The organism is Hydrogenophaga flava NBRC 102514, from assembly GCF_001571145.1.
Lineage (GTDB): Bacteria > Pseudomonadota > Gammaproteobacteria > Burkholderiales > Burkholderiaceae_C > Hydrogenophaga > Hydrogenophaga flava.
This window is the reverse complement of record NZ_BCTF01000004.1, coordinates 149,314-172,682: the sequence shown is the minus strand read 5'-3', so window position 1 is coordinate 172,682 and position 23,369 is coordinate 149,314. Positions and strand designations below refer to the sequence as shown.

The following is a 23,369-nucleotide window of genomic DNA, read 5'->3' as shown; positions in this document are numbered from 1 at the left end:
TGACAATGCCTTCGATGACATGACCGAAACCAAGACTTGGATGTGCCTGATTTGCGGGTGGATTTACGACGAGGCCGCAGGCTCGCCCGAGGACGGTATAGCACCAGGAACCGCATGGGCGGATGTGCCGATGAACTGGACATGCCCTGAGTGCGGTGCCCGCAAGGAAGATTTCGAGATGGTCCAGATCTGACGCGCCGGCGCCGCGGCGTATGCTGCAGCCCGGCACCCCGTCACCTTCCCTCCACACCGTACAGGAGCGACCAGCAGTGAATCCGACGCCCACATTCAAAGTTCTGGTGGTCGACGACAGCAACACCATTCGTCGCAGCGCAGAAATCTTTCTCAAGCAGGGTGGGCACGAGGTGCTGCTCGCGGAGGATGGTTTTGATGCGCTGGCCAAGATCAACGACTACCTGCCCGACATCGTGTTCTGCGACATCCTGATGCCGCGGCTGGACGGGTACCAGACCTGCGCGATCATCAAGCGCAACGCCCGATTCGCCAACATTCCGGTCGTGATGCTGTCGTCCAAGGATGGCGTGTTCGACAAGGCGCGCGGCCGCATGGTCGGCTCGCAGGAATACCTCACCAAACCATTTACCAAAGACCAGCTGCTGCAGGCCGTGCAGCAGTTTGGCGCCCAACTCACCGGAGCCGCATGATGCCGATTCAAAAGATTCTCGTTGTGGACGATTCCAAGACAGAGCTCATGGTTCTGTCCGATCTGTTGGTGAAAAATGGCTACAAGGTGCGAACCGCTGAGAATGCGGAGGAGGCCTTTCGTCGGCTCGGGGAGGAAAAGCCGGAATTGATCCTGATGGACGTGGTGATGCCCGGTCAGAATGGATTTCAGCTTACGCGGGCCATCACCCGCGACCCCCAATATTCCGATATCCCCATCATCATGTGCACCAGCAAAAACCAAGAGACGGACCGCGTCTGGGGAATGCGCCAGGGTGCACGCGATTACGTGACCAAGCCTGTCAACGCAGAAGAGCTGATCTCCAAGATCCGGGCTCTCGGTTGACGCGGCAACCGGGTGAACGACTGAACGCATGGCCAACCGTCAATCCCTCAAAGACCTTCAGGTGCGCCTCGCGGAGCGCCTGACCGCAGCCAGAACGGAGGGGGCCTCGGCATCCTGGCTTGCTTTGGAGGCCGGCGGCGGGCGTTTCCTGGTGCCGCTGGTTCAGTCGGGCGAGATTTTTCCTTGGACCAGTCTGCAGACAGTGCCGTACACCAAGCGGTGGTACGCCGGAGTGGCCAGTCTCCGGGGCGGTTTGCATGGTGTGGTTGACCTCGCGCTGTTGTCCGGACGGCTCGCAGTCGCGTCTGCCGCCAGGGTGTCTGATCGTGTGACGTCGGAGTCGCGCCTCGTGAGCCTGCATTCCGCGTTGGGTGTGAACGCCGTGCTGTGGATTGATCGCCTGCTGGGGCTGCGCAACCCCTCCATGTTCGCGGCAGTGATGGAGCGGGATGTACAGGCGCCTGCCTGGTTTGCCCGTCGGTTCACCGACAAGGATGGTCAGGAGTGGCAGGAGCTGAATCTTCAGGCGCTGTCCCATGACCCGGAGTTTCTCGCCATCGCGGCCTGATGTGCATCGCCATGCGGTGTACGGGTGGTAGGTCGTCATCAATAACGTGTGAGCGGATCCCGCTGGATCCCGTCTTTTCTGTTGGAAGGTTGTTTCATGGCCATGCTTGATCGAATCCAGGGGATGTTCCGCAAGAACGGGGCCGACGATCCCGATCTGAGCGACCTCGCCGAACAGGATGTGGCCCGCATCGCTGCCGAGCGGCTCGCTGAGTCGCGCAACGATGCAGATTTTGCGGAGAGCCGCTTGAGTACCGACAGCCCCGATCCGGCCGACCTGGAGCTTGGGGTGCTCAGCCTGCCGGTGCTTGGCCGGCGGAGTGCGGAGCAGCATCGACGCACCCTGGGCACCTTGCTGTTGTTTGCGGTGGTGCTGCTGACGGCGGTGGTGTTCTTCGTGCTGAACAAGACCGAGAAGGTGGGTCAGCAGGTGGCTGCCAGCGGCCAGGCACTCATGCAGTCGCAGCGGCTGGCCAAGAGTGTGTCCCAGGCCCTGATCGGCAACCCGGCGGCTTTCGCTGAGGTGAAGGACAGTGCCGACGTGCTGTCTCGCAACGTGCGCGGCTTCAAGCAGGGTGATGACGCCGTGGGGCTGAGCCCGCTGGGTCCCGAGTTCGAGGGGCTGCTGGGCGAGTTGCTGCCCAAGGTGGATTCCGCCGAGCGCAACGCCGGTGTGGTGCTGTCGCAGCAGAAGATCCTGACCCAGGTGGGTGATGCGCTTCGCTCCATCAACCGCCAGTCGTCCGACCTTCTGGAAATTGCTGAAACCGTGTCTTCGCTGAAGCTGCAACTTGGCGCTGCACCGACCGAGATCTCTGCCGCAGGCCAGCTGGTGATGCTGACGCAGCGCATCGGCAAATCGGCGAACGAGTTCCTGACCATGGAAGGTGTGAGCCCTGAGGCCGTGTTCCTGCTGGGCAAGGACTTGAACACCTTCAAGGAAATCGCCGAGGGCCTGCTCAATGGCAGCGCCGAGCTGCGCCTGAAGTCCACCACCGATCCTCAGATCCGCGAGCGGCTGGAAGCCTTGCTGAAGCTGTACGAGCAGACCCGTACCGACGCTGGAGCCATTCTGGGCAACCTGCAAGGTCTGGTGGCTGCTCGTGAGGCACAGGCCGGCGTGATCGGCGACAGCGAGCCGCTGCGGACGGGACTGGAAACCCTGCAGAGCCAGCTGTCTGCCGCTTCTGGTCTGGGCGGGGGGGAGTTGTTCGCGATGGTGGCGTCTGCTCTCTTTGCACTGGCTTGCGGCGCCTCACTGGCGTATGTCCAGCTGCTTGAAAGCCGCCAGCGCCAGCTGATCGCTGAAAGCCAGCGTGTGTCTGCCGAAGCGCAGCAGCAGGACGCCAAGCGCGTCAACGACGCCAACCAGGCCGCCATTCTGCGGCTGATGAACGAACTGCAGACGGTGGCCGAAGGCGATCTGACGCAGGAAGCCACGGTGACGGAAGACATCACCGGTGCCATTGCCGACTCGGTGAACTACACGGTGGAAGAGCTGCGCTCGCTGGTGGGCAACGTGCAGGCCACGGCGACCCGGGTGGCCCAGACGACGTCGGCGGTGGAAAGCACCTCGACCTAACTGCTGGCCGCGTCCACCGAACAGCTGCGCGAGATCCGCGAAACCGGCCAGTCGGTGCTGGACATGGCGCAGCGCATCAACGACGTGTCCGGGCAGGCGCAGGAATCGGCCCGTGTGGCCCGATCTTCGCTGCAAGCTGCGGAGTCCGGTCTGCAGGCTGTGCAGGACGCCATCGGCGGTATGAACGCCATCCGCGACCAGATCCAGGAAACCTCCAAGCGCATCAAGCGGCTGGGTGAGTCGTCGCAGGAGATTGGTGAAATCACCGAGCTGATTTCCGACATTACCGAACAGACCAACGTGCTGGCCCTGAATGCCGCCATCCAGGCCGCGTCGGCCGGTGAAGCCGGTCGCGGCTTCTCGGTGGTGGCGGAAGAAGTGCAGCGCCTCGCCGAACGCTCCGCGGACGCCACCCGTCAGATTGCTGCGCTGGTGAAGGCGATTCAGACCGACACGCAGGACGCGGTGGCCGCCATGGAGCGCTCCACGCAGGGTGTGGTGGAAGGGGCCAAGCTGTCCGACAACGCCGGTACCGCCCTGTCCGAGATCGACCGCGTGTCGCGCCGTCTGGCCGAGCTGATCGAGCAGATCTCCAGCGCCACGCTCCGCGAAGCCGAATCCGCCAACGAAGTGGCCGGCAACATCCAGCACATCTTCGCGGTGACCGAGCAGACCGGTGAAGGTACGCGTTCGACCGCCGCACAGGTGCGCGAACTGTCGTCCATGGCCGAGGAACTGAGGCAGTCGGTGGCCCGATTCAAGATCGCCTGATCGGCCGTCAGGCCCGACCCATCATGCTCGATACCCAAGACCACGCCCCGACCGATACGCCTCTCAACGACCTGGGGCCACTGGCCTGGGTGTTCGAGGAGTTGCGCAAGTCTCTGGAGGGTGCCAACAAGGCCATCCGGCGGTTCATCCGGGAGTCCGAGCAGGCGCGACACAGCGACCTGGAAGCGGTCGACCCCGGGTCATTGCGCGTGGCCCGGCAGCAGCTCCATCAGGCGGTGGGTGCGCTCGAGGTGGTCGGTCTCGCTGCGCCGGCACAGGTGCTGCGGGGCATGGAGGCGGCTGTCCAGCGGTTCGTGCAGCGCCCGCTCAGCTGCACCGATGAGGCTGCAGGCAAGGTCGAGCGCGCGAGCTTCGCCCTGATCGAGTACCTCGAGGCGGTGCTGAACGGCAAGCCGGTGCCGCCGGTGGCGCTGTTCAGCCAGTACCGCGAGGTCCAGGAGCTGGCCGGTGCCGAGCGTGTCCATCCGGCCGACCTGTGGTCGTTTGACCGGCGCGGTGCGGAAGCGCCGGCGCCCGCCGGTGTACCGCCGATGAAGGTGGATCAACAGGTGCGCTCGCTGTTCGACCGGCTTGTGCTGCTGGTGGTCAAGACCAACAGCCGTGCAGCCTCGACGCAACTCTCGCGCATGTGTGCCAGCCTGGCGGTTGGCGCGCAGCAAGCCCGTGCGGTCACCTTCTGGCGAACAGCCGCGGCCTACTTCGAGGGTTTGTCGCAGAACCTTCTTGCGCCGGATGTCTATGCGAAGAGGGCGGCGTCCCGAATCCTGCTGCAACTGGCTGGTCTGGTGCAGGGCGGTGCGCGCGCCGATGTGTCCGAGACGCTGCTGCACGACCTTTTGTTTTTCTGTGCCCAGGCGCGCCCTGTGCCGGGTACGCCGGCGCCCCACCTTGAAGCGGTGCGCGCTGCGTTCGGTCTGAGCGATGCCGCGCCAGTGGATTACAACCAGGCCACGCTGGGGCGTTTCGACCCCGCGTTGCTGGTGCAGGCCCGCAAGCGGATCAACGCCGGCAAGGAATCGTGGTCCCTGCTGGCAGGGGGCGACCTGAGCCGCGCGCGGTCGGTGCTCGACCAATACACCCTGATCGGCGAGTCGCTGCTCAAGCTGCATCCGGCCAGCACCGGCCTGGCCCGTTCGCTGGTCAAGGCCGCCGAGCACGTGGCGCGCTCACCCGGGAACGTCAAGCCCGAGTTGTCGATGGAGGTCGCGACCACCACCCTGTATCTGGAAGCGGCGTTCGACGACTTCGATCCCAACGACGCGTCCCTGACCGACCGCACCCAGTTGCTGGCCGATCGTCTGGAGAAGGTGCTGGCGGGTGAACCCGCCCAGCCGCTCGAGCCGTGGATGGAGCAGCTCTACCGTCGCGTCAGTGATCGCCAGACGCTGGGCAGCGTGGTCGGCGAACTCAAGGTGGCGCTGGGCGAGGCGGAGAAGTCGCTGGACCAGTTCTTCCGGGCACCGAAGGAAAAGGCTGGCCTGCACGTGGCGGTGTCCCAGCTGGTTCAGATGCGCGGTGTGCTCTCTGTGCTGGGCCTTGAACAGGCGGTGCAGACCGTCACGCGCATGCGTGCGACCGTTGAGCAGATCCTGGACACCGAAATCGACGAGGACATGGCCCGTGAGGCCGGGACCTTCCAGCAGCTGGGCAACAACCTCAGCGCCTTGAGCTTCCTCGTGGACATGCTGAACTACCAGCCAGCGCTGGCGAAAAAGCTGTTTGTGTTCGATGAAGAGGCGGGCGAGCTCCGGCCGCTCATGGGACGGATGTCACCGGAAGTGCCGGTGGCACTTCCTTCCCAGCACGCGGCCGAGGCACTGAGCCAGGACGTCTTGCGTGTGGTCGAAGGCGCGCAGAAGAACGTCGACCTGGCCGAATTGAGTGAACAGCTCGACTCGCTGGCAGACCAGGCCTCCCTGGCCGAGCAGGAGGGAGTGGCGCGCGCCGCTCGTGAAGCTGCACAAGCCGTGGTCGGCAGCGATGCAGCGGCCGGTGCCCAGGCGCTGGTGGGACTGGCCCAGTCGGGTGTGCCGGCAGCGCCTGCGGTACAGGAGGCCCCGGTCAGCACGCCGCCCGATGACGATGGCGAAGACGACCTGCGCGACATCTTCCTGGAGGAAGGTCGGGAAGTGGTGGGCAACGGACTGGCCGCGCTCAAGGCGCTGCGCCACGAACCCGGACAACTTGAGCAGCTCACGATTCTGCGCCGTGCATTCCACACCCTCAAGGGCAGCTCCCGGATGGTGGGTCTTGGTGAGTTCGGTGAAGCCGCCTGGGCGATGGAACAAGTGCTCAACTCCGTATTGGCCGAGCAGCGGCCCGCTGAACCGGCACTGCTGTCGCTGGCACAGGAGGCGATGACCGAGCTGGGCCGCTGGGTGGAGGACATTGACCAGAACCAGGACGCGCACTGGAAGGCCCAGCCCTTCCGCAACAGCGCCCAGGCCTGGCGCGATCGGCGCGAGCACCTGCCGCTGGCGGGCACGTTGCCAGAGTCGGCGGTGGACACTGTCGAGGTTGTGGAACTGTCCGAGCCGGCGGTCGAAGAACCGGTGACGTCGATCGAGGTCGAAACGGAAGACGCGCCTGTGGTGGACCTGGCAGTGCCAGAGTCCGGCGATGCCCTGGTGATGGAGTTTGATCTTCCTGAGTCTGCGCCGTCGGAGCATGCTTCACTCGCCGATCCGGTCGAGTCCGGGGCTGGGGGTGAGGGGCCGGTGCTGTCTTCGCAGACCGACTCTGAGGACGAGAACCCATCGATCTTCGACGAGATTTCGCTGGATCTGGAGGCGGAGCTTCCCCAGGCGCAGGATCTGCAGGACTCCATGCCTGCTGCGCTGTTCAATCCGGCCGAGCCCGACAGCGTGCAGGTGATGGAGTCCGAAGCAGTGGCCACGCCGGAGCCGGTGCTGGTTGAAGAACCCATCGCCTTCAGCGTCTCGGAGCCGGTCCAGGGCGAAGAGGCTCCGGCCGTTCAGGCCGTGGACGCTGCAGACGTCGGCGCGCCTTCCGATGCAGCGGCGGACGAGATGCTCGACGAGCAGACCCGCGCCATCGGGCCGCTGCGCATTGGCATCCGTCTCTACAACGTCTACCTCAACGAAGCGGACGAATGGTCGCGCCGGCTCGGCGTGGCATTGTCCGAATGGTCGCTGGAGCGGCACGAACAACTGCCCGATCAGGCCGAGGCCCTGGCACATTCGCTGGCCGGAAGCTCCGCGACGGTGGGTTTCGAGCCCCTGTCGGACATTGCAAGGGCTTTGGAGCACGCATTGGCGCTGGTCGGTTCGCACCAGCGCGCGGGCCAGCCGGCAACCGATGCACAGGCGCAGCTCTTCGTGGCCGCCGCCGAGGACATTCGCCGCCTGCTCCACCAGTTTGCGGCTGGTTTCTACAAGGAACCCAACCCCGAACTGCTGGCGGGTCTGGAGGCCTTGCTGCATCTGCCCACGCCGACCGAGTCGGACGCAATCAGCGAGTCCACGACCGATGAGGCTTCGCTGGACCTCGAACTGAACACGCAGTGGGATGCGTCCTCCATGGACGCCGACACGCCGGTCGAAGTCGTGGAGCCAGCCGCGGTGGTGGAGGCCGAGCCACTGCACGCAGAGCCGGAGGTCTTCGAGGCCGAGCCGCTCGTTCTGGCGGGCGACGACACGGTGATGTCGCCCTTGTCAGAAATGGACGGGCCCAGGGGGCCTGTCCAGGACATCGACGACGACATCGACGAGATGGACACGATCGATGTGGACCTGTTTCCGATCTTCTCCGACGAAGCGCAGGAGTTGCTGCCCCTGCTGGGTGGTGCCCTTCGCCAGTGGATCGCGCGACCGGACAACGGCAGTGCCCGTGCAGAGGTGCTTCGCAACCTGCACACGCTCAAGGGCAGCGCCCGGCTGGCTGGTGCCTTGCGCCTGGGCGAGATGGCGCACCGGATGGAAACCTCGGTCGAACGCCTGGGCTCCGACACTCCTCAGACCGGGGAACTGGAGCCCCTGCAGTCTGCTTACGACGCCCTGTGCGCCCGCTTCGACCTCCTCCGCAGCACCGACGCAACCTCTCCTGGCGTGGTGCAGACCGCGCCGGAACATGCCGCCGAGCAGCCACTGTCGGTCACGGTCGTAGACGAGATTGCGCAGGGCTCAGAGGAGGCCGTGGCCTTGCCGGAAGCCGCTGCCTCGGTGCCGGTGTCTCAAAGCACCGGCTTGAGCGGCCTGTCCCTTCAGCAGGCGCCGGTGCCGGTGCCGCAACGCGCAGGTGCTGCCGTCCGGGTCCGTCCTGAGCTGCTGGACCGGCTGATGAACCAGACCGGTGAGGTGATGATCACGCGTTCGCGCATGGAGTCCCAGCTGGTGACCTTGCGTGGCTCGCTCAAGGATCTCGCGGGCAACCTCGACCGTCTGCGCCACCAGCTGCGCGACATCGAACTGCAGGCCGAAACACAGATGCAGTCGCGTCTGGCGCAGGCGCGCGATGCCGAACTCGCGTTCGACCCGCTGGAGTTCGACCGTTTCACGCGCGTTCAGGAACTGACCCGCATGATGGCCGAGTCGGTGAACGACGTGGCCACGGTGCAGCGCAACCTGCAGCGGGCGGTCGAAGCAACCGAAGACGGGCTGGTCGCGCAGGGGCGCCAGACCCGCGAGTTGCAGCGCGACCTGCTGCGCACCCGCATGGTGGAGTTCGAAGGCATTTCCGAGCGCCTGTACCGCGTGGTGCGCCAGGCCTCCAAGGAAACCGGCAAGCAGGTGCGGCTGGACATCACGGCCGGCTACATTGAAATGGACCGTGGCGTGCTGGACCGGATGACGGCGGCGTTCGAACACCTGCTGCGCAACAGCGTCGTGCACGGCATCGAATCGCCCGAGCGCAGGCTTGAGCAGGGCAAACCTGCCGAGGGCCACATCGAGATCCGGCTGGCGCAGGAGCTCAACGACGTCTCGGTGACGTTCGAGGACGACGGCGCGGGCATCGATCTGGCGCGTCTGCGCGAAAAGGCCCTGGCCCAGGGGCTGGTGCCAGCCGACGCGGTGCTGTCCGATGACGAAGCCGCGCAGCTGATCTACACCCCCGGCCTGAGCACCGCAGCCGAGGTGTCCTCGCTCGCGGGGCGTGGTGTCGGCATGGACGTGGTCCGCAACGACGTGGTGGCGCTCGGTGGCCGCATCGAGACCCACTCGCAGGCCGGGCGGGGTGCCAGCTTCAAGCTCGTGCTGCCGCTGACCACCGCTGTCACGCAGGTGGTGATGTTGCGTGCGGGTGAACTGACAGTCGGTGTGCCGTCGACGCAGGTCGAACTGGTTCGCCGTGTCAGTGCCTCCGAGCTGGAGCAGGCATACGCCAAGAAGACGCTCACGGTGGGCGGCGAGGAGGTGCCGTTCTACTGGGCGGGTGCCTTGCTGCAGTCGACACCGAAGTCTCTGGAAACACAGACCCGCACGCTGCCGGTGGTGATCTTCCGAAGCGCGGCGCAGCGCGTGGCAATGCACGTGGACGAGGTGCTGGGCAATCAGGAAGTCGTGGTGAAGAACCTCGGTCCGCAGCTCTCGCGCCTGCCCGGCCTGGCCGGCATGTCGGTCCTGGCCTCCGGCGCGGTGGCGCTGATCTACAACCCGGTGGCGCTGGCCACGGTGTACGGTGACCAGGTGCAACCCTGGATCGAGGGCAGGCTGCACCGCGACGCGGCGTCGTCAGATGGTGCCCCCGAGTTGCCGGTCGAGGCAGCGGTCAGCGCCGTGCCGCTGGTGCTGGTGGTCGACGACTCGATCACGGTGCGCCGCGTGACGCAGCGCCTGCTGCAGCGCGAAGGTTATCGCGTGACGCTGGCGGCCGATGGTCTGCAGGCGCTGGAACGCCTGCAGCAGGAGCGGCCGACCGTGGTGCTGTCGGACATCGAGATGCCGCGCATGGACGGCTTCGACCTGGTGCGCAACATCCGCAACGATCCGCGCCTGTCCGATCTGCCGGTGATCATGATCACGTCGCGCATCGCGGAGAAGCACCGCGAGCACGCCCGCGAACTGGGCGTGGACCACTACCTGGGCAAGCCCTACTCGGAAGACGAGCTGCTTGCCCTGGTGGCGAACTACGCGCAGGCCGCTGCCAACGCCTGACCACCGGGCGATTGGTGGCCTGACGGTCCGGGTCAGCGCTTGACCACCGCGTAGCGCTCCAGCGTGCGCTCGCGGGCGATGGCGTGGTCCACGATCGGGTTCGGGTAGTTCTGGCCCAGGCGCACGTCCGCCGCCACCAGTTCCAGTTCGGGCGCCTTCCAGGGGGCGTGGATCGTGGCGTCCGAGAGCCCTGCCAGCTGCGGCAGATAGCGGCGGATGAACTTGCCCTGGGGATCGAACTTCTCGCTCTGCGTCACCGGGTTGAAGATGCGGAACCAGGGTTGGGCGTCGCAGCCGGTCGAGGCCGCCCACTGCCAGCCGCCGTTGTTGGCGGCCAGGTCGAAGTCGATCAGCTTCTCGGCGAAGTAGCGCTCGCCCCATCGCCAGTCGATGCCCAGGTCTTTCACCAGGAAGCTGGCCACCACCATGCGCAGCCGGTTGTGCATGTAGCCGGTCTGGTTGATCTGGGCCATGGCCGCGTCCACCAGCGGGTAGCCGGTGCGGCCCTCGCACCAGGCCGCGAACAGGGTCTGCGCGTGCTTGCCATGTTCGAAGCGCACCTTGTCGTACTCGGGGCGGAATGCGCTGCCGACCACGTGCGGGAAGTTGGCCAGGATCTGGTGGTAGAAGTCGCGCCAGATCAGCTCCGAGAGCCAGGTGCTCGCCCCCTTCATGTCCTGCAGGTGCATCTGCCAGGCCAGCGACGCCAGCTGGCGCACCGACACCGTGCCGAAGCGCAGGTGCACGCTCAGGTAGCTGGGGCCCTTGACCGCAGGAAAGTCGCGCGCCGTGTCGTAGCGTTCGATGCGCTCCATGAAATCCGCCACCAGGGTCTGTGCACCGCTGGCGCCGGTGGGCATGGGCAGCTTCGACAGGTTGGTGGTCTCGAAGTCCAGATCAGACAGTCGGGGCAAAGGCCCATCCATTGCATCGGGCAGTGGCGCGAGGGCCGGTGCGTACTTGTCGACTGGATAGGCCTTGAGAAAGAAGGGCTCGATCTTGCGCAGCCAGGCATTCTTGTACGGCGTGAACACGCCGAACGGCTGGCCGGCCTGGGTCAGCACCTCGCGGCGTTCGAAGATCACATGGTCCTTGTGGCTGTGCAGCATGACGCCGGCATGCGCCAGCGCGCCCAGCACCTGGGCATCGCGGGCCAGCGCAGCGGGTTCGTCGTCGTGGTTGGTGAACACCGCCTGCACGTGCAGCTGCCGGGCCAGTCTCGGGATGTCCTCGCGCGCCGCGGCGTGCCGCACGATGAGACCGGTGCGTTCGCGACCGTGCTGGGCGCCCAGGGCGCGGAGCTCCGCATCGAGCTCGAGCACGCTGGCGTGGATGAACTCCACCCGCCGGTCGGCGCGCGGCAGCGGGTCGAGGATCTCGGTGTCGAACACGAACACGCACCAGACCTGGCGGCAGTGTTTGAGCGCATGGTGCAGGGCAGCGTTGTCCTGCACCCGCAGGTCGCGCCGGAACCACATCAGTCCTCTGTCGTAGCGTGTCATCGGGGGCTGCTCGGTGACGGCGGGGCGGGCACGGGCCGCCGCTTAAAATTGCGCCATGACTGCGGATTCTGCCCCGATCAATCTCACCAATCACTTCCTGATTGCAATGCCCGGGCTGAACGACGAGCTGTTCGGCCGCAGCGTGGTGTTCATGTGCGAACACAGCGAGCGCGGCGCGCTCGGACTCGTGATCAACAAGCCTTCCGATATCCTGCTGCCCGGCCTGTTTGCCAAGGTCGACCTGGTGCTGGGACGCGACGATCTGCGCGATCAGCCCGTGTTCCAGGGTGGTCCCGTGCAGACCGAGCGCGGGTTCGTGCTTCACGAAGCCATCGACGCCGGTGAGGGGGAGTCGGTCTACGCCTCCACGCTGTCCATTCCCGGTGGTCTGGAGATGACGACCTCGCGCGATGTGCTCGAAGCCATCTCCTCCGGCGCAGGGCCGCGCAAGGTGTTTGTTTCGCTCGGCTATGCGTCCTGGGGCGAGGGGCAGCTCGAATCCGAGATCACCGAAAACAGCTGGCTCACGGTGGCCGCCGACCCGGCGCTGATTTTCGACACACCGGTGTCGCAACGCTATGAGAAGGCGATGGGCCTGCTGGGCCTGGCGCCCTGGATGCTGTCCCCCGATGCCGGGCACGCCTGACGCCATGGACGTGCCGGCCGCTTGCCAGACCTTTCTGGCCTTTGACTTCGGACTCAAGCGCACCGGTGTGGCCAGCGGCAACCGCCTGACCCGCACCGCCACGCCGCAGGCCACCATCGCCGCCGAAGGTGACGCGCGCTTCGTGAAAGTCGCCGAGCGCATCAAGGAGTGGCAGCCCGACGCCCTCGTCGTTGGCGTGCCGTTCCATCCCGACGGGGCGTCCCACGAGAACACCTTGAGGGCGCAGAAGTTCGCGCGCCGGCTGCGCGGCCGCCACGGCCTGCCGGTGTACGAGGTCGACGAACGCTACTCGACCACCGAAGCCCACTCAATGGGGGCCAAGGACGCAGATGCGGCCAGCGCCTGCATCATCCTGGAACAGTTTCTGAGGAGCCTGACGTGACCCAAAACATCCAGCTCGACGCCGAGCTGCTCTACGCCGACATGCGCGAAGGCGTCCAGGCGCTGATCGCCGCCACCCCGCAGCCGGTGGTGCTGGCCGGCATCACCTCGGGCGGTGCCTGGCTGGCCGAGCGCCTGCAGCGCGACCTCGGGCTGCCCGGCGATGCCGGTGTGATCTCCTCGTCCATGCACCGCGACGACTTCGCGCAGCGCGGCCTGTCGATCTCTGCCCAGACCGTGCTGCCCTATGAGGTGGACGGCGCGAACGTGGTGCTGATCGACGATGTGCTCTACACCGGCCGCACCCTGCGCGCGGTGATCAACGAGCTGTTCGACTACGGCCGCCCCGCGAGCGTGCAGCTGGCGGTGCTGGTCGATCGCGGCGGCCGCGAGCTGCCCATCCAGGCCAATGTCTGCGCCGCCACCATGACCCTGCCCGCCAACCAGTTGCTGGAGCTGGCGCGCGACAGCGAGGGGCGCTTCCGATTCGTGCTGGAAACCAAGGAAAACTGACGTGCCACGCAACCCCCAGCTGAACAAGAACGGCGAGCTGATCCACCTGCTCTCCACCGAAGGCCTGCCGCGCGACATCCTCACGCACATCCTCGACACCGCGTCGAGCTTCGTGAGCGTGAGCGACCGCGAGGTCAAGAAGGTGCCGCTGCTGCGCGGCAAGAGCGTGTTCAACCTGTTCTTCGAGAACAGCACCCGCACCCGCACCACCTTCGACATCGCTGCCACCCGCCTGTCGGCCGACGTCTACACGCTGGACATCGCGCGCAGCTCCACCGCCAAAGGCGAATCGCTGCTGGACACGATTGCCAACCTGTCGGCCATGGCGGCCGACATCTTCGTGGTGCGCCACAGCGAATCGGGCGCGCCCTACCTCATCGCCCAGCACGTGGCCCCGCACGTGCACGTGGTCAACGCCGGTGACGGCCGCCACGCCCACCCCACGCAGGGCCTGCTGGACATGTACACCATCCGGCACTACAAGAAGGACTTCACCAAGCTGTCGGTGGCCATCGTCGGCGATGTGCTGCACTCGCGGGTCGCGCGCTCCGACATCCACGCCCTGACCACGCTGGGTTGCCCCGACGTGCGTGTGGTCGGCCCGCGCACCCTGGTGCCCAGCGACCTCTCGCACCTGGGCGTGCGCGTCTGCCACACGCTCGAAGAAGGCATCAAGGGCTGCGACGTGGTCATCACGCTGCGGCTGCAGAACGAGCGCATGAGCGGCGCGCTGCTGCCATCGAGCCAGGAGTACTTCAAGAGCTTCGGCCTGACCACCGAGCGCCTGCGCTGGGCCAAGCCCGACGCCATCGTCATGCACCCGGGCCCGATCAACCGCGGCGTCGAGATCGAGTCCGCCGTGGTCGACGGGCCGCAGAGCGTGATCCTGCCGCAGGTCACCTTCGGCATCGCGGTGCGCATGGCCGTGCTGGGCATCGTGGCAGGGAATGAGGCATGAGCTCCAGGAAAGAGGCCGCCGCGCGTGCGCTCTGGAGCCCCGCGGTGCGCGGGCTGCACGCTTACGTGCCCGGCGAACAGCCGCAGGGCACGGGCTGGATCAAGCTCAACACCAACGAGTGTCCGTACCCGCCGTCGCCGCGCGTGCTCGACGCGGTGCGTGATGCCGCTGACGAACGCCTGCGCCTCTACCCGGACCCGACCGCGCTGGCACTGCGCCAGACCATCGCGAAGCGCTTCGGGCTGACGCCCGAACAGGTGTTCGTGGGCAATGGTTCCGACGAGGTGCTGGCCCACGCGTTCTGTGCCCTGCTGCGCCACGGGCGGCCGGTGCTGTTCCCGGACGTCAGCTACTCGTTCTACCCGGTGTACTGCGCGCTCTACGGCATCGAGCCGCAACCGGTGCCGCTGGACGAGGCGTTCCGCGTGCGCGTGGCCGACTACCGGCGCGGCAACGGCGGCATCGTGCTGCCCAACCCCAATGCGCCGACGGGCATCGCGCTGCCCCTGTCCGAACTGACCCAGCTGCTCGAAGGCAACCCGGGCTCGGTGGTGGTCATCGACGAAGCCTATGTGGATTTCGGCGCGGAAAGCGCGGTGACCCTGGTCGATCGTTTCCCCCAGCTGCTGGTGGTGCGCACGCTGTCGAAGTCGGCCGCGCTGGCCGGGCTGCGCGTCGGTTTCGCCATGGGCCACACCTCGCTGATCGAGGCGTTGAACGTGGTCAAGGACAGCTTCAACTCCTACCCGCTGGACCGGCTGGCGCTGGCCGGCGCGCAGGCGGCCATCGAGGACGACGAGCATCTGCAGGCGCTGTCGGCGCGCATCGCCGCCAGCCGCCAGTGGCTGGAGCAGCAGCTGGATGGCATGGGCTTCGACTGCCTGCCGTCCAGCGCCAACTTCCTGTTCGTGCGCCACACCAGCGCGCGCGCGGCCGAGCTGTTCAGCGCCCTGCGCGAGCGCCGCATCCTCGTGCGCCACTTCAAACAGCCCCGCATCGACAACCACCTGCGCATCACCATCGGCACCCAGGCCGAGTGCGAGGCCCTGGTCGACGCGTTGCGGCACATCCTGTCCACGTCCTCTTCCGCCGGGGCACCGATCTCCGCACCGATAGGCACACCATGAAGATCCTGATCCAGAACGGCCGCGTCATGGACCCGGCCAGCGGCCGCGACGAGCTGGCCGACATCGCGATTGCGGCCGGCCGCATCATCGCCATCGGCAAAGTGGCGCCCGACTTTCACGCCAACCGCACCATCGACGCCTCGGGCCTGGTGGTCGCGCCCGGGCTGGTGGATCTGGCGGTTCGCCTGCGCGAACCCGGCCAGGAACATGCCGCCATGCTGGAGAGCGAGATGGCCGCGGCCGTGGCCGGTGGCGTCACGTCGCTGGTCTGTCCGCCCGACACCGACCCGGTGCTGGACGAGCCCGGCCTGGTGGACATGCTCAAGTTCCGCGCCGAGAAGCTGCACCAGTCGCGCGTGTTCCCGCTGGGCGCGCTCACGCGCGGTCTCAAGGGCGAGGTGCTGACCGAGATGGCCGAGCTGACCGAATCCGGTTGCATCGGCTTCGGCCAGGCCGAGGTGCCCATCGTGAATGCGCAGGTGCTGCAGCGCGCGCTGCAGTACGCCGCCACCTTCGGCTACACCGTGTGGCTGCGCCCGCAGGACTTCTGGCTCGGCAAGGGTGTGGCCGCCAGTGGCCCGCTGGCCACGCGCATGGGTCTGGCCGGCGTGCCGGCCGCGGCCGAGACCATCGCGCTGCACACCCTGTTCGAGCTGCTGCGCGGTGTGCACGGCGCGGCCAAGGCGGCGGGCGAGAAAGGCGTGCACGTGCACCTGTGCCGCATCAGCAGCGCCGCCGGCCTGGCCCTGGTGCGCCAGGCCAAGGCCGAGGGCCTGCCCGTCAGCTGCGACGTGAGCGTGCACAACCTGCACCTGACCGATGTGGACATCGGCTTCTACGACAGCCGCATGCGCCTGCAGCCGCCCTTGCGCCAGCAGCGCGACCGCGAGGCGCTGCGCGCGGGTCTGGCCGACGGCACCATCGACGCGCTGGTGTCCGACCACAATCCGGTGGACGCCGACGCCAAGGTGCTGCCTTTCGCCGAGGCCGAACCCGGCGCCACTGCGGTGGAGCTGCTGCTGGGCCTGGCGGCCAAGTGGGCGCAGCAGGACGGCCTGGGCCTGATGCAGGCGCTGGCCGTGCTCACCAGCGGCCCGCAGGCTGTGCTGGGCGGTGCGTTGGGCACGCTGCAGCACAGCGTGGGGCAGATCAGCGTGGGCGGCGCGGCCGACCTGTGCCTGTTCGACCCCAACGCCAGCTGGGCGGTGGAGCCGGTCGCCCTGCGCAGCCAGGGCAAGCACACGCCGTTCGAGGGCCACGAGATGCCGGTGGGCGTGCGTGCCACGCTGGTGGGCGGCCAGGTGGCCTACGAGGCGGCGCAGGCCTCGGCGTGAGCGGCCGGCGGCGTTCGGCTCTGGCCGCGGGGTGGCGCATCCTGCGCGCCCTGGGCCATGTGCTGCGCGGCCTGTGGACCATCCGCAGCGAATTCGGAAAGCTGACGCCCGACGCGACCGACCTGCTGGTGCGCGAGTGGACCCGGCAGATGCTGGGCATCCTGGGCGTCACGTTGCAGGTGCGCGGCACGCCGCCGGCGCACGGCCCGCTGCTGGTGGTGGCCAACCACATCTCGTGGCTGGACATTCTGGTGATGAACGCGGCGCGGCCCTCGCACTTCGTGTCCAAGGCCGACGTCAAGGCCTGGCCGGTGATCGGTGCACTGGTCACCGGCGCGGGCACGCTCTACATCGAACGCGAGAGCCGGCGCGACGCCATGCGCGTGGTGCACAAAATGGCCGAGCATCTGCGCGGCGGCGACATCCTGGCGGTGTTTCCCGAGGGCACGACCGGCGACGGCCAGACCCTGCTGACGTTCCACGCCAACCTGATCCAGGCCGCGATCGCGGCCGAGGCGCCGGTGCTGCCGGTGGGGCTGAGCTACGTCGATCCGTTGCACGGGCAGCGCCACGACGCGCCGCTGTTCATCGGCGACACCACGCTGCTGCAATCGCTGTGGAACACGCTGCGCGCCACCGACGTGGTGGCGGTGGTGCACTACGGTGAGCCGCAGCGGGCCGACGGGCGGGACCGTCGCACCTGGGCAGCCGACCTGCGCGACGCGGTGGCGGCCCTGCGGGAAGATTGAAGCCCCCACGCTTCGCCGCTGCGCGGATCGCGGCCCCCTCTATTTCGCCTTCGCGCGCGCCAGCATCAGCTCGGTGCTGGCCTTGCGGTCCGCGTTGACCTTCTGCACCGCGGGGCGCTCGCCGAGGCGCCTGAGGTAGTCGCGCACCGGCAGGTCCGCCAGCACATCCTTGCCGTAGATGATCTTGCTGGCGCTGCTGACCAGCGGCAGGTGCACCGCGGCGCCCACGTCGGCCAGCGTGAACTCGGCGCCGCCGATGAAAGACGGGAAGCCCGCCAGCGTGGCGAACGCCGCCACGTTCTTCCCCAGCTGCTGTGCGGTCTTTTCCTTGGCCGCGTCGCTGATCTTGCCGCCGAAGAAGGCCTCGGGGTAGAGGTTGCGCGCCACCAGTTCCAGGTGCAGTTCGATGAAGCGCAGCAGCTCGCGCACCTTGGCCGCGGCAAACGGGTCGGCCGGCAGCAGCGGGTGCTGCGGGTACTTCGCTTCCAGGTACTCGAGGATCACCGTCGACTCGCACAGCGGGCCTTCGTCGGTCTTCAGGTAGGGCACCTTGCCCAGCGGGCTGGCGTCCCGGTCGGCCTGGCCCACCCAGACCAGTTCTTCCTGGAACGGGACGCCTTTTTCGAGCAGGGCGAGCTTGACCTTGTTGTAGTAGTTGCTGGCCGAAAAGCCGCAGAGCGTGAGCATGGGGTGTCTCCGTAGGTGCATTGACGAACGTCAACATCGTAGGGGTCGCGGGTCCCGGCATGCGTCACCCACCGGACCGCGCTGTTAACATCGCGCGATGTCTTTCCTGCGCCTGCGTCGCCGTTTTGCCGCCTGGCTGGCCATTGTGGCCATGCTGCTGGGCGCGCTCGCGCCGACTATCGCGCAGGCCCGGATGGGTGGTGGCGACCGCGCCGACTGGCTGGAAATCTGCACCACCACCGGCATGGTCTGGGTCCAGGCCGACACCGGCGAGGTGGCCCAGTCCATGGATGGCCAGCCCGCCGACAGCGGCAGCAGCATGCATTGCCCCTGGTGCACCCTGCACGGCGGCGCCAGCGGCCTGCCGCCGGTGGAGGCCGTGGCCGTGCTGCCCGCCTCGCTGGCCGAACAGCCCCCGGCGTTCTACCGCGTCCCCCTGACCGACACGGTCTGGGTGACCGCCCGTTCCCGGGCGCCCCCGCTGAGCCTCTGAAAACCCGCGCCGTGGCGTGCTCCTCCGGGAGTGCGCCTGTGTTGTCCGTTTTTCGGAGGTGCCATGCCTCTTTCGTCCGTTTCCTCTTCGCTGTCTTCACGCGCCATGGGCCGTCGCCTGGGCCTGCTGTGGCTCGCGGCCTGTGCCACCGGCCTGCTGTCGGGCTGTGACCGGCTGTCGCTGGCCGGCGCACCGGCTGCGCCCGCGTTCAAGGGCATCGACATCACCGGTGCCGACTACGCCCGCGGCTTCTCGTTGACCGACTTCAACGGGCAGCCCCGCACCCTGGCCGACTTCAAGGGCCGGGTCGTGATGCTCTACTTCGGCTTCGTGCAGTGCCCCGATGTCTGCCCGACGGCGCTGACGCGCGCGGCGGCGGTGATGGAGCGTCTCGGCCCGCAGTCCGCCGACCTGCAGGTGGTCTTCGTGACCGTGGACCCGGAGCGCGACACACCCGAGCTGCTGCGCGAGTACATGAAAGCGTTCCATCCCAGCTTCCTGGCCCTGACCGGCAGCGCCGAGCAGATCGCGCAGACCGCCAAGGACTTCCGCGCCTTCTACAAGAAGGTGCCCACCGGCAGCAGCTACACCATGGACCACACGGCGCTGAGCTACCTGTTCGACCGGCAGGGCCGCATCCGCGTGGCGCTGCGGCACGAACAGACCGCCGACGACTACACCGCCGACATCCGCGCGCTGCTGGATGCGCCGGCGTCCTGATCCCTTTTTTCCCCACTTTTTTCAACCCCAAGGAGTCCCCATGAAACACCTCATCAGCATCGCTCTCGTCGCTGCGTCGGCCAGCGCCTTCGCCCAGTCCTCGGTCGAGATCAAGGACCCCTGGGTCCGCGCCACCGTGGCCCAGCAGAAGGCTACCGGCGCCTTCATGCAGCTGACCGCCAAAGCCGACAGCAAACTGGTCGAGGCCAAGTCGCCGGTCGCCGGCGTGGTCGAGATCCACGAGATGGCGATGGACAACAACGTCATGAAGATGCGCCAGATCCCCGGTCTGGCGCTGCCGGCCGGCAAGGCGGTCGAGCTCAAGCCTGGCGGCTACCACGTGATGCTGCTGGACCTGAAGGCCCAGGTAAAGGAGGGCGACGTGGTGCCGGTGACGCTGGTGTTCGAAGGGAAGGACGGCAAGCGCGAAACCGTCGAGGTCAAGGCCCCGGCCAAGCCGCTGGCGACCCCGGCCGCCATGGGCAGCAAGCCCGCACCGGCCGCCGAGCACAAGCACTGATGTCCTGAGCCCATTCGCCCGATGACCCTCCTGTCCTGGCACCACCTGGCCCGACGCCTGTCGTGCTGGCTGCTGGCCGCCCTGGTGCTGGCCACGCTGGCGCCTGCGGTGTCGCGCGCGCTCGCGGCTGGGCCGCCGCAGGATGGGCAGGACTGGGTCGAGCTCTGCACCGAGCAGGGCATGCAGTGGGTGCTGGCAAACGACCTCGCCGGCGATCCAGTGGCCGGACCCGACGGTGAGCGTCCGGGCGCGCTGGATCTGTGCGGCCACTGCACGCTCGCCGCCGAGCGGTTTGCGCCGCTGCTGCCGAGCTGGCCTGTGCTGGCCGAGGTGGTGGCGAGCTGGCCCACACCGTTCTTTGTCTCTACCGACCTCCGGTCTGCCGAGGCGCCACGCGCCGCCGCGCGCGGTCCCCCGCTCCAGGGCTGACTCACTGGCGGGCCAAGGCCTGCCTCGTCGGCCGCGGTGCACCGATACACCCGGTCTCGTGAAGTCCGTTTCTGGAGTCGTCATGTCGAACCCTGTGCAAGACCCGGTGCGCCTGCGCGCCGGACAAGAACCCCTTTTCAAGGCCGGCGCCACCGGCAGCCTGTGGCGCGTGCTCGACGGCACGGTGCGCCTGGACCGCGAGAGCGGCCCCTCCCGCCTGCCGGTGCTGATCGCGCTGCCGGGCGACCTGGTGGGCATCGAGTCGCTGTGCGACCAGCCCTACCAGTTCACCGCCAGCGCCTTCACCGACTGCCGGCTGGCGCGGGTGCCGGTGACCAGCGAGGCCGAGCGCGAGGCCCTGCTGCGCGAGGCCTTGTTCCAGCAGCAGATGCGCACGCAGGACATGGCCACGCTGCGCACCGGCAACGTGCTGTCGCGGCTGGCCTGCCTGCTCCAGCTGCTCGGCCTGCCTTGGCAAGGCCCGCAGGCGGCGGACGGACCCAGCGCGGACGCGCTGCGCTCGGCCCTGCCGGCCCTGCGCGAGCTGGCCCAGATGGTCGATGCCAAGGCCGAAACCGTCTGCCGCGGCCTGGCCCAGCTGCTGCCCCCTCGCAGTCGCAAGAGCGGTCCTGTACGGCTGAACCCGGTGCCCAAGGTCTCGCCCGTCGAGTTCGCGCCCTGGGTTTCCGCGCGCGGGGCAATGGCATGAAGGCGCTGGAGATCCGCAACCGTCGGACCGCGGTCCTAACGCTCGCCGGCGTCGGCTTCTTCCATCTGGTCGGCTTCGGTGTGGTGGCGCTGCTGATGAGCGCGGGTGGAAAGGCTGCTGATCACCAGGTTCCGCAGAGACCCGCGCTGCCGATCCACGCCATGGTGTCACAGGCCCCGTCCGTCGGCGTGTCGGTCCCGTTGCCGTCCGTCGCCGCTGCGGAATGGGTGGACCCCGTCTGGGCCGCGCATCACAAGGACGCCTCGGGCCCCTGGTCTATCGACGACCAGGGCCGGATCACCTGGCGTTGAAACCGTTTCCACCAATCGAAAACACCCGAGGAGAACCCGTGAACTTCCGAACCACACCCCTGTTTGCCGCCATGGCGCTGGGCGCACCGTGGCTGGCGAGCGCCCAGACCACGGCAGACAGCACAGGCGCCGGACCCAGCCTGCCCACCGTGATGGTGCGCGAGAAAGCGCTGGACACCTACGACGTTGAGCCTGGCCCGACCGCCACGAAGACCGACACGCCCATCTTGCTGACGCCCCAGGCGGTGCAGGTGGTGCCGCGCGCGGTGCTCAACGACCAGAAGGCGCTGACACTCACCGACGCCGTGCGCAACGTGGCCGGTGTCGGCACCGATTTCGGCTTCAACGGCCTGGCCCAGCCGCTGCTCATCCTGCGCGGGTTCCAGAGCACGTCGATGACCGCGTCCGGAAGCATGTCCGGTATGTCCTCGTACTACCTCAACGGTGTCAAGGTCCAGGGCATTCCGCTGAACATGGCCAATGTGGATTCGGTCGAGGTGGTCAAGGGCCCGGCGTCGGTGCTCTATGGCCGCTCCGAGCCGGGTGGCCTGGTCAATGTGGTGCCGCGGGCGCTGACCGCAGCGCCCTACCTCGGCCTGGAACAGACCATCGGCCAGTACGGGCTGTCGCGCTCGCTGGTGGAGGCCGGTGGCGCCCTGAACGCGGACCGCACGGTGCTGGGTCGCGCCTCGGTCTCCTACGACCGCAACAGCACGAACCGCGATTTCGTGGAAAACCAGCTCGCCTCGTTCAGCGGCACCCTGGCCTGGGTGCCGGACAGGGACACCCGCGTGGCCCTGACGCTGGACCACAACGCACAGACCTACCGCAACGACTTCGGCATTCCGGCCGACGGCGACCGGCCGGCCGACCTGCCACCGACGCGCCAGTTCAACGATTCGCCCGAGCCGTCGAAGATCGACAGCAACTCGCTGCTGCTCGACGCCAAGACCCGCCTGTCCCCGAACTGGACCCTCAAGGGGCGCCTGGTGTCGTTGCGCTCCGACACGCGCGAGGTGGACGTGTGGCCGTACCGCGAGAACTACGGCCTGGCCCCGGAGACCTGCGACAACTCGGCCGGCCTTAGCCGACTGTGCCGCTACTACTTCTACGTGCGCCCCGACGGCCGCCTCAAGCTCGACCAGGCCACATTGGACCTGGTGGGCGAGGTGCAGCTCGGCGGACTTCAGCACAAGCTGCTGGCTGAGGTCGACCACTACCGCACGAAAAAGACGGGCGACCTCTACTTCACCCAGATCAACTCGGTGGATGTGTTCAATCCGTCCCTCGGGCAGGCGCCGGCATTGGACACGAGCTTCCCGATTCCGGCAGATGACTTCAACAAATGGATCAGCCTGACGCTGCAGGACCAGATCGCGTTCGGCAACGGCTGGCACGGCGTGTTCGCCCTGCGCCACGACCGCACCGAGGCCCTGTTCAGCACCACACCCGGCATCGAATCCAACAAGCAGTCGTTCACCACGCCGCGTGTCGGCGTGGTGTGGGAGTTCGTGCCGAACCAGACGCTGTACGCGCAGTACCAGGATTCGGTGGCCGCCAACAACGGCCGCGACAGCACAGGCAAGGCGCTGGAGGCCGAGCGCGCCCGCCAGGTCGAGGTCGGCTGGAAGCGGGCCGCGCTCGAAGGCCGCTTCAACACCACGGTGGCGGTGTTCGACCTTGAAAAGCGCAACCGCGCCGACTACAGCCTGTTCCCTATCGTCACCACCGTCGGCAAGGCGCGTTCGCGCGGGCTGGAGGTAGATGCCATCGGCCGCGTGCTGCCGCAGCTTGCGGTGATGGCGTCGTACACCTACCTGGACGCCAAGGTGACCGAAGACCCCAGCTACCAGGGCAAGCGCCTGGCCAACGCCGCGCGGCATTCCGGCAGCCTGTGGGGGCGCTGGAAGTTCGACGATCAGTGGGCCGCCGGCCTGGGCGTGTTCGCGCAGGGACAGCGCCAGGGCGACAACGCCAACAGCTTCCAGTTGCCGGGCTACGCGCGGGTGGACGCGATGCTGTCCTATGGCTTCCGTGCCGGCAGCGGCAAAGGCTCGCTGCAGTTCAACCTGAAGAACGTGTTCGACAAGGTTCACTACACCGGCAGCCACCCGCTGGTGAAGGACTGGATCCAGGTCGGCGCGCCGCGCACCGCCTCGCTGACGCTGCGCCTGGACTACTGATC

General features: G+C 67.5%; 21 protein-coding genes and 1 pseudogene. 20 read left to right on the top strand and 2 right to left on the bottom strand.

All coding sequences use genetic code 11. The features are described from left to right. Nucleotides 1-19 precede the first annotated feature (19 nt). From HFL01S_RS05725 to HFL01S_RS05700, 6 genes and pseudogenes are all read left to right on the top strand, one after another. Nucleotides 20-193, top strand: a complete 174-nt coding sequence (locus tag HFL01S_RS05725; protein ID WP_066256039.1) for a rubredoxin — start codon at nucleotides 20-22, stop codon at nucleotides 191-193. A gap of 19 nt (nucleotides 194-212) precedes the next feature. Then, entirely contained in the window at nucleotides 213-665 is a 453-nt protein-coding gene (locus HFL01S_RS05720; RefSeq protein WP_439648597.1) for a response regulator, read from the top strand. Beyond that, complete coding sequence (locus HFL01S_RS05715) at nucleotides 665-1,030, top strand: response regulator (protein WP_066158730.1); 366 nt, start codon at nucleotides 665-667, stop codon at nucleotides 1,028-1,030. The genes HFL01S_RS05720 and HFL01S_RS05715 overlap by 1 nt, the downstream gene beginning before the upstream one ends. Before the next feature lie 28 nt (nucleotides 1,031-1,058). Further along, complete coding sequence (locus tag HFL01S_RS05710; protein WP_066255878.1) at nucleotides 1,059-1,598, top strand: chemotaxis protein CheW; 540 nt, start codon at nucleotides 1,059-1,061, stop codon at nucleotides 1,596-1,598. A gap of 96 nt (nucleotides 1,599-1,694) precedes the next feature. After that, nucleotides 1,695-3,950 (top strand): annotated as a pseudogene (locus tag HFL01S_RS05705) (methyl-accepting chemotaxis protein). Nucleotides 3,951-3,973: 23 nt separating this feature from the next. Beyond that, entirely contained in the window at nucleotides 3,974-10,084 is a 6,111-nt protein-coding gene (locus HFL01S_RS05700) for a hybrid sensor histidine kinase/response regulator (RefSeq protein WP_066255875.1), read from the top strand. Between the two features lie 32 nt (nucleotides 10,085-10,116). Here the strand turns inward: HFL01S_RS05700 and HFL01S_RS05695 are convergent, their stop codons facing one another. Continuing rightward, nucleotides 10,117-11,586 (bottom strand): cryptochrome/photolyase family protein, encoded by a 1,470-nt coding sequence (locus HFL01S_RS05695; protein ID WP_066255873.1) that lies wholly within the window; start codon nucleotides 11,584-11,586, stop codon nucleotides 10,117-10,119. A gap of 55 nt (nucleotides 11,587-11,641) precedes the next feature. On the opposite strand from HFL01S_RS05695, the gene HFL01S_RS05690 reads away from it, so the two are divergent. Genes HFL01S_RS05690 through HFL01S_RS05660 form a run of 7 tightly spaced genes read left to right on the top strand, consistent with a single transcriptional unit; the run spans nucleotide 11,642 to nucleotide 17,315 of the window. After that, on the top strand, nucleotides 11,642-12,232 hold the full coding sequence (locus HFL01S_RS05690) for a YqgE/AlgH family protein (RefSeq protein ID WP_066255870.1): 591 nt from the start codon (nucleotides 11,642-11,644) through the stop codon (nucleotides 12,230-12,232). After that, the gene (gene ruvX, locus HFL01S_RS05685) at nucleotides 12,216-12,635 is read left to right on the top strand and encodes a Holliday junction resolvase RuvX (RefSeq protein ID WP_066255867.1); all 420 of its coding nucleotides are present in this window, start codon (nucleotides 12,216-12,218) and stop codon (nucleotides 12,633-12,635) included. Before HFL01S_RS05690 ends, ruvX begins: the two co-directional genes overlap by 17 nt. Then, complete coding sequence (gene pyrR / locus HFL01S_RS05680) at nucleotides 12,632-13,147, top strand: bifunctional pyr operon transcriptional regulator/uracil phosphoribosyltransferase PyrR (RefSeq protein WP_281179896.1); 516 nt, start codon at nucleotides 12,632-12,634, stop codon at nucleotides 13,145-13,147. The genes ruvX and pyrR overlap by 4 nt, the downstream gene beginning before the upstream one ends. A 1-nt stretch (nucleotide 13,148) precedes the next feature. Then, the gene (locus tag HFL01S_RS05675; protein WP_066255864.1) at nucleotides 13,149-14,105 is read left to right on the top strand and encodes an aspartate carbamoyltransferase catalytic subunit; all 957 of its coding nucleotides are present in this window, start codon (nucleotides 13,149-13,151) and stop codon (nucleotides 14,103-14,105) included. Beyond that, nucleotides 14,102-15,232 carry a histidinol-phosphate transaminase gene (gene hisC / locus HFL01S_RS05670; RefSeq protein ID WP_066255862.1) on the top strand — a complete coding sequence of 377 codons (1,131 nt, stop codon included), beginning with the start codon at nucleotides 14,102-14,104 and terminating at the stop codon, nucleotides 15,230-15,232. Before HFL01S_RS05675 ends, hisC begins: the two co-directional genes overlap by 4 nt. Beyond that, nucleotides 15,229-16,566, top strand: a complete 1,338-nt coding sequence (locus HFL01S_RS05665; protein WP_066255860.1) for a dihydroorotase — start codon at nucleotides 15,229-15,231, stop codon at nucleotides 16,564-16,566. The genes hisC and HFL01S_RS05665 overlap by 4 nt, the downstream gene beginning before the upstream one ends. Continuing rightward, nucleotides 16,563-17,315 carry a lysophospholipid acyltransferase family protein gene (locus HFL01S_RS05660; protein ID WP_066255858.1) on the top strand — a complete coding sequence of 251 codons (753 nt, stop codon included), beginning with the start codon at nucleotides 16,563-16,565 and terminating at the stop codon, nucleotides 17,313-17,315. The genes HFL01S_RS05665 and HFL01S_RS05660 overlap by 4 nt, the downstream gene beginning before the upstream one ends. Nucleotides 17,316-17,354: 39 nt before the next feature. Here the strand turns inward: HFL01S_RS05660 and HFL01S_RS05655 are convergent, their stop codons facing one another. Beyond that, nucleotides 17,355-18,002 carry a glutathione S-transferase family protein gene (locus HFL01S_RS05655; RefSeq protein WP_066255856.1) on the bottom strand — a complete coding sequence of 216 codons (648 nt, stop codon included), beginning with the start codon at nucleotides 18,000-18,002 and terminating at the stop codon, nucleotides 17,355-17,357. A gap of 97 nt (nucleotides 18,003-18,099) precedes the next feature. Here HFL01S_RS05655 and HFL01S_RS05650 point away from each other — a divergent pair, with 97 nt between their 5' ends. From HFL01S_RS05650 to HFL01S_RS05620, 7 genes are all read left to right on the top strand, one after another. Further along, nucleotides 18,100-18,495 carry a DUF2946 domain-containing protein gene (locus HFL01S_RS05650; RefSeq protein WP_066255852.1) on the top strand — a complete coding sequence of 132 codons (396 nt, stop codon included), beginning with the start codon at nucleotides 18,100-18,102 and terminating at the stop codon, nucleotides 18,493-18,495. Between the two features lie 63 nt (nucleotides 18,496-18,558). Further along, a complete protein-coding gene (locus HFL01S_RS05645; RefSeq protein ID WP_066255849.1) occupies nucleotides 18,559-19,215 on the top strand; it encodes an SCO family protein in 657 nt (218 codons plus the stop codon). A 40-nt stretch (nucleotides 19,216-19,255) separates the two neighbouring features. Continuing rightward, on the top strand, nucleotides 19,256-19,735 hold the full coding sequence (locus tag HFL01S_RS05640) for a copper chaperone PCu(A)C (RefSeq protein ID WP_066255847.1): 480 nt from the start codon (nucleotides 19,256-19,258) through the stop codon (nucleotides 19,733-19,735). Nucleotides 19,736-19,756: 21 nt separating this feature from the next. Then, nucleotides 19,757-20,164, top strand: a complete 408-nt coding sequence (locus tag HFL01S_RS05635) for a DUF2946 family protein (protein ID WP_066255844.1) — start codon at nucleotides 19,757-19,759, stop codon at nucleotides 20,162-20,164. 82 nt (nucleotides 20,165-20,246) lie between these two features. Beyond that, nucleotides 20,247-20,873 carry a cyclic nucleotide-binding domain-containing protein gene (locus HFL01S_RS05630; protein ID WP_066255841.1) on the top strand — a complete coding sequence of 209 codons (627 nt, stop codon included), beginning with the start codon at nucleotides 20,247-20,249 and terminating at the stop codon, nucleotides 20,871-20,873. Then, on the top strand, nucleotides 20,870-21,184 hold the full coding sequence (locus tag HFL01S_RS25000) for a hypothetical protein (protein WP_066255838.1): 315 nt from the start codon (nucleotides 20,870-20,872) through the stop codon (nucleotides 21,182-21,184). The genes HFL01S_RS05630 and HFL01S_RS25000 overlap by 4 nt, the downstream gene beginning before the upstream one ends. 38 nt (nucleotides 21,185-21,222) lie before the next feature. Continuing rightward, nucleotides 21,223-23,367: a TonB-dependent siderophore receptor gene (locus HFL01S_RS05620; RefSeq protein ID WP_066255835.1), complete on the top strand. Its 2,145-nt coding sequence runs from the start codon at nucleotides 21,223-21,225 to the stop codon at nucleotides 23,365-23,367. Nucleotides 23,368-23,369: the final 2 nt, after the last annotated feature.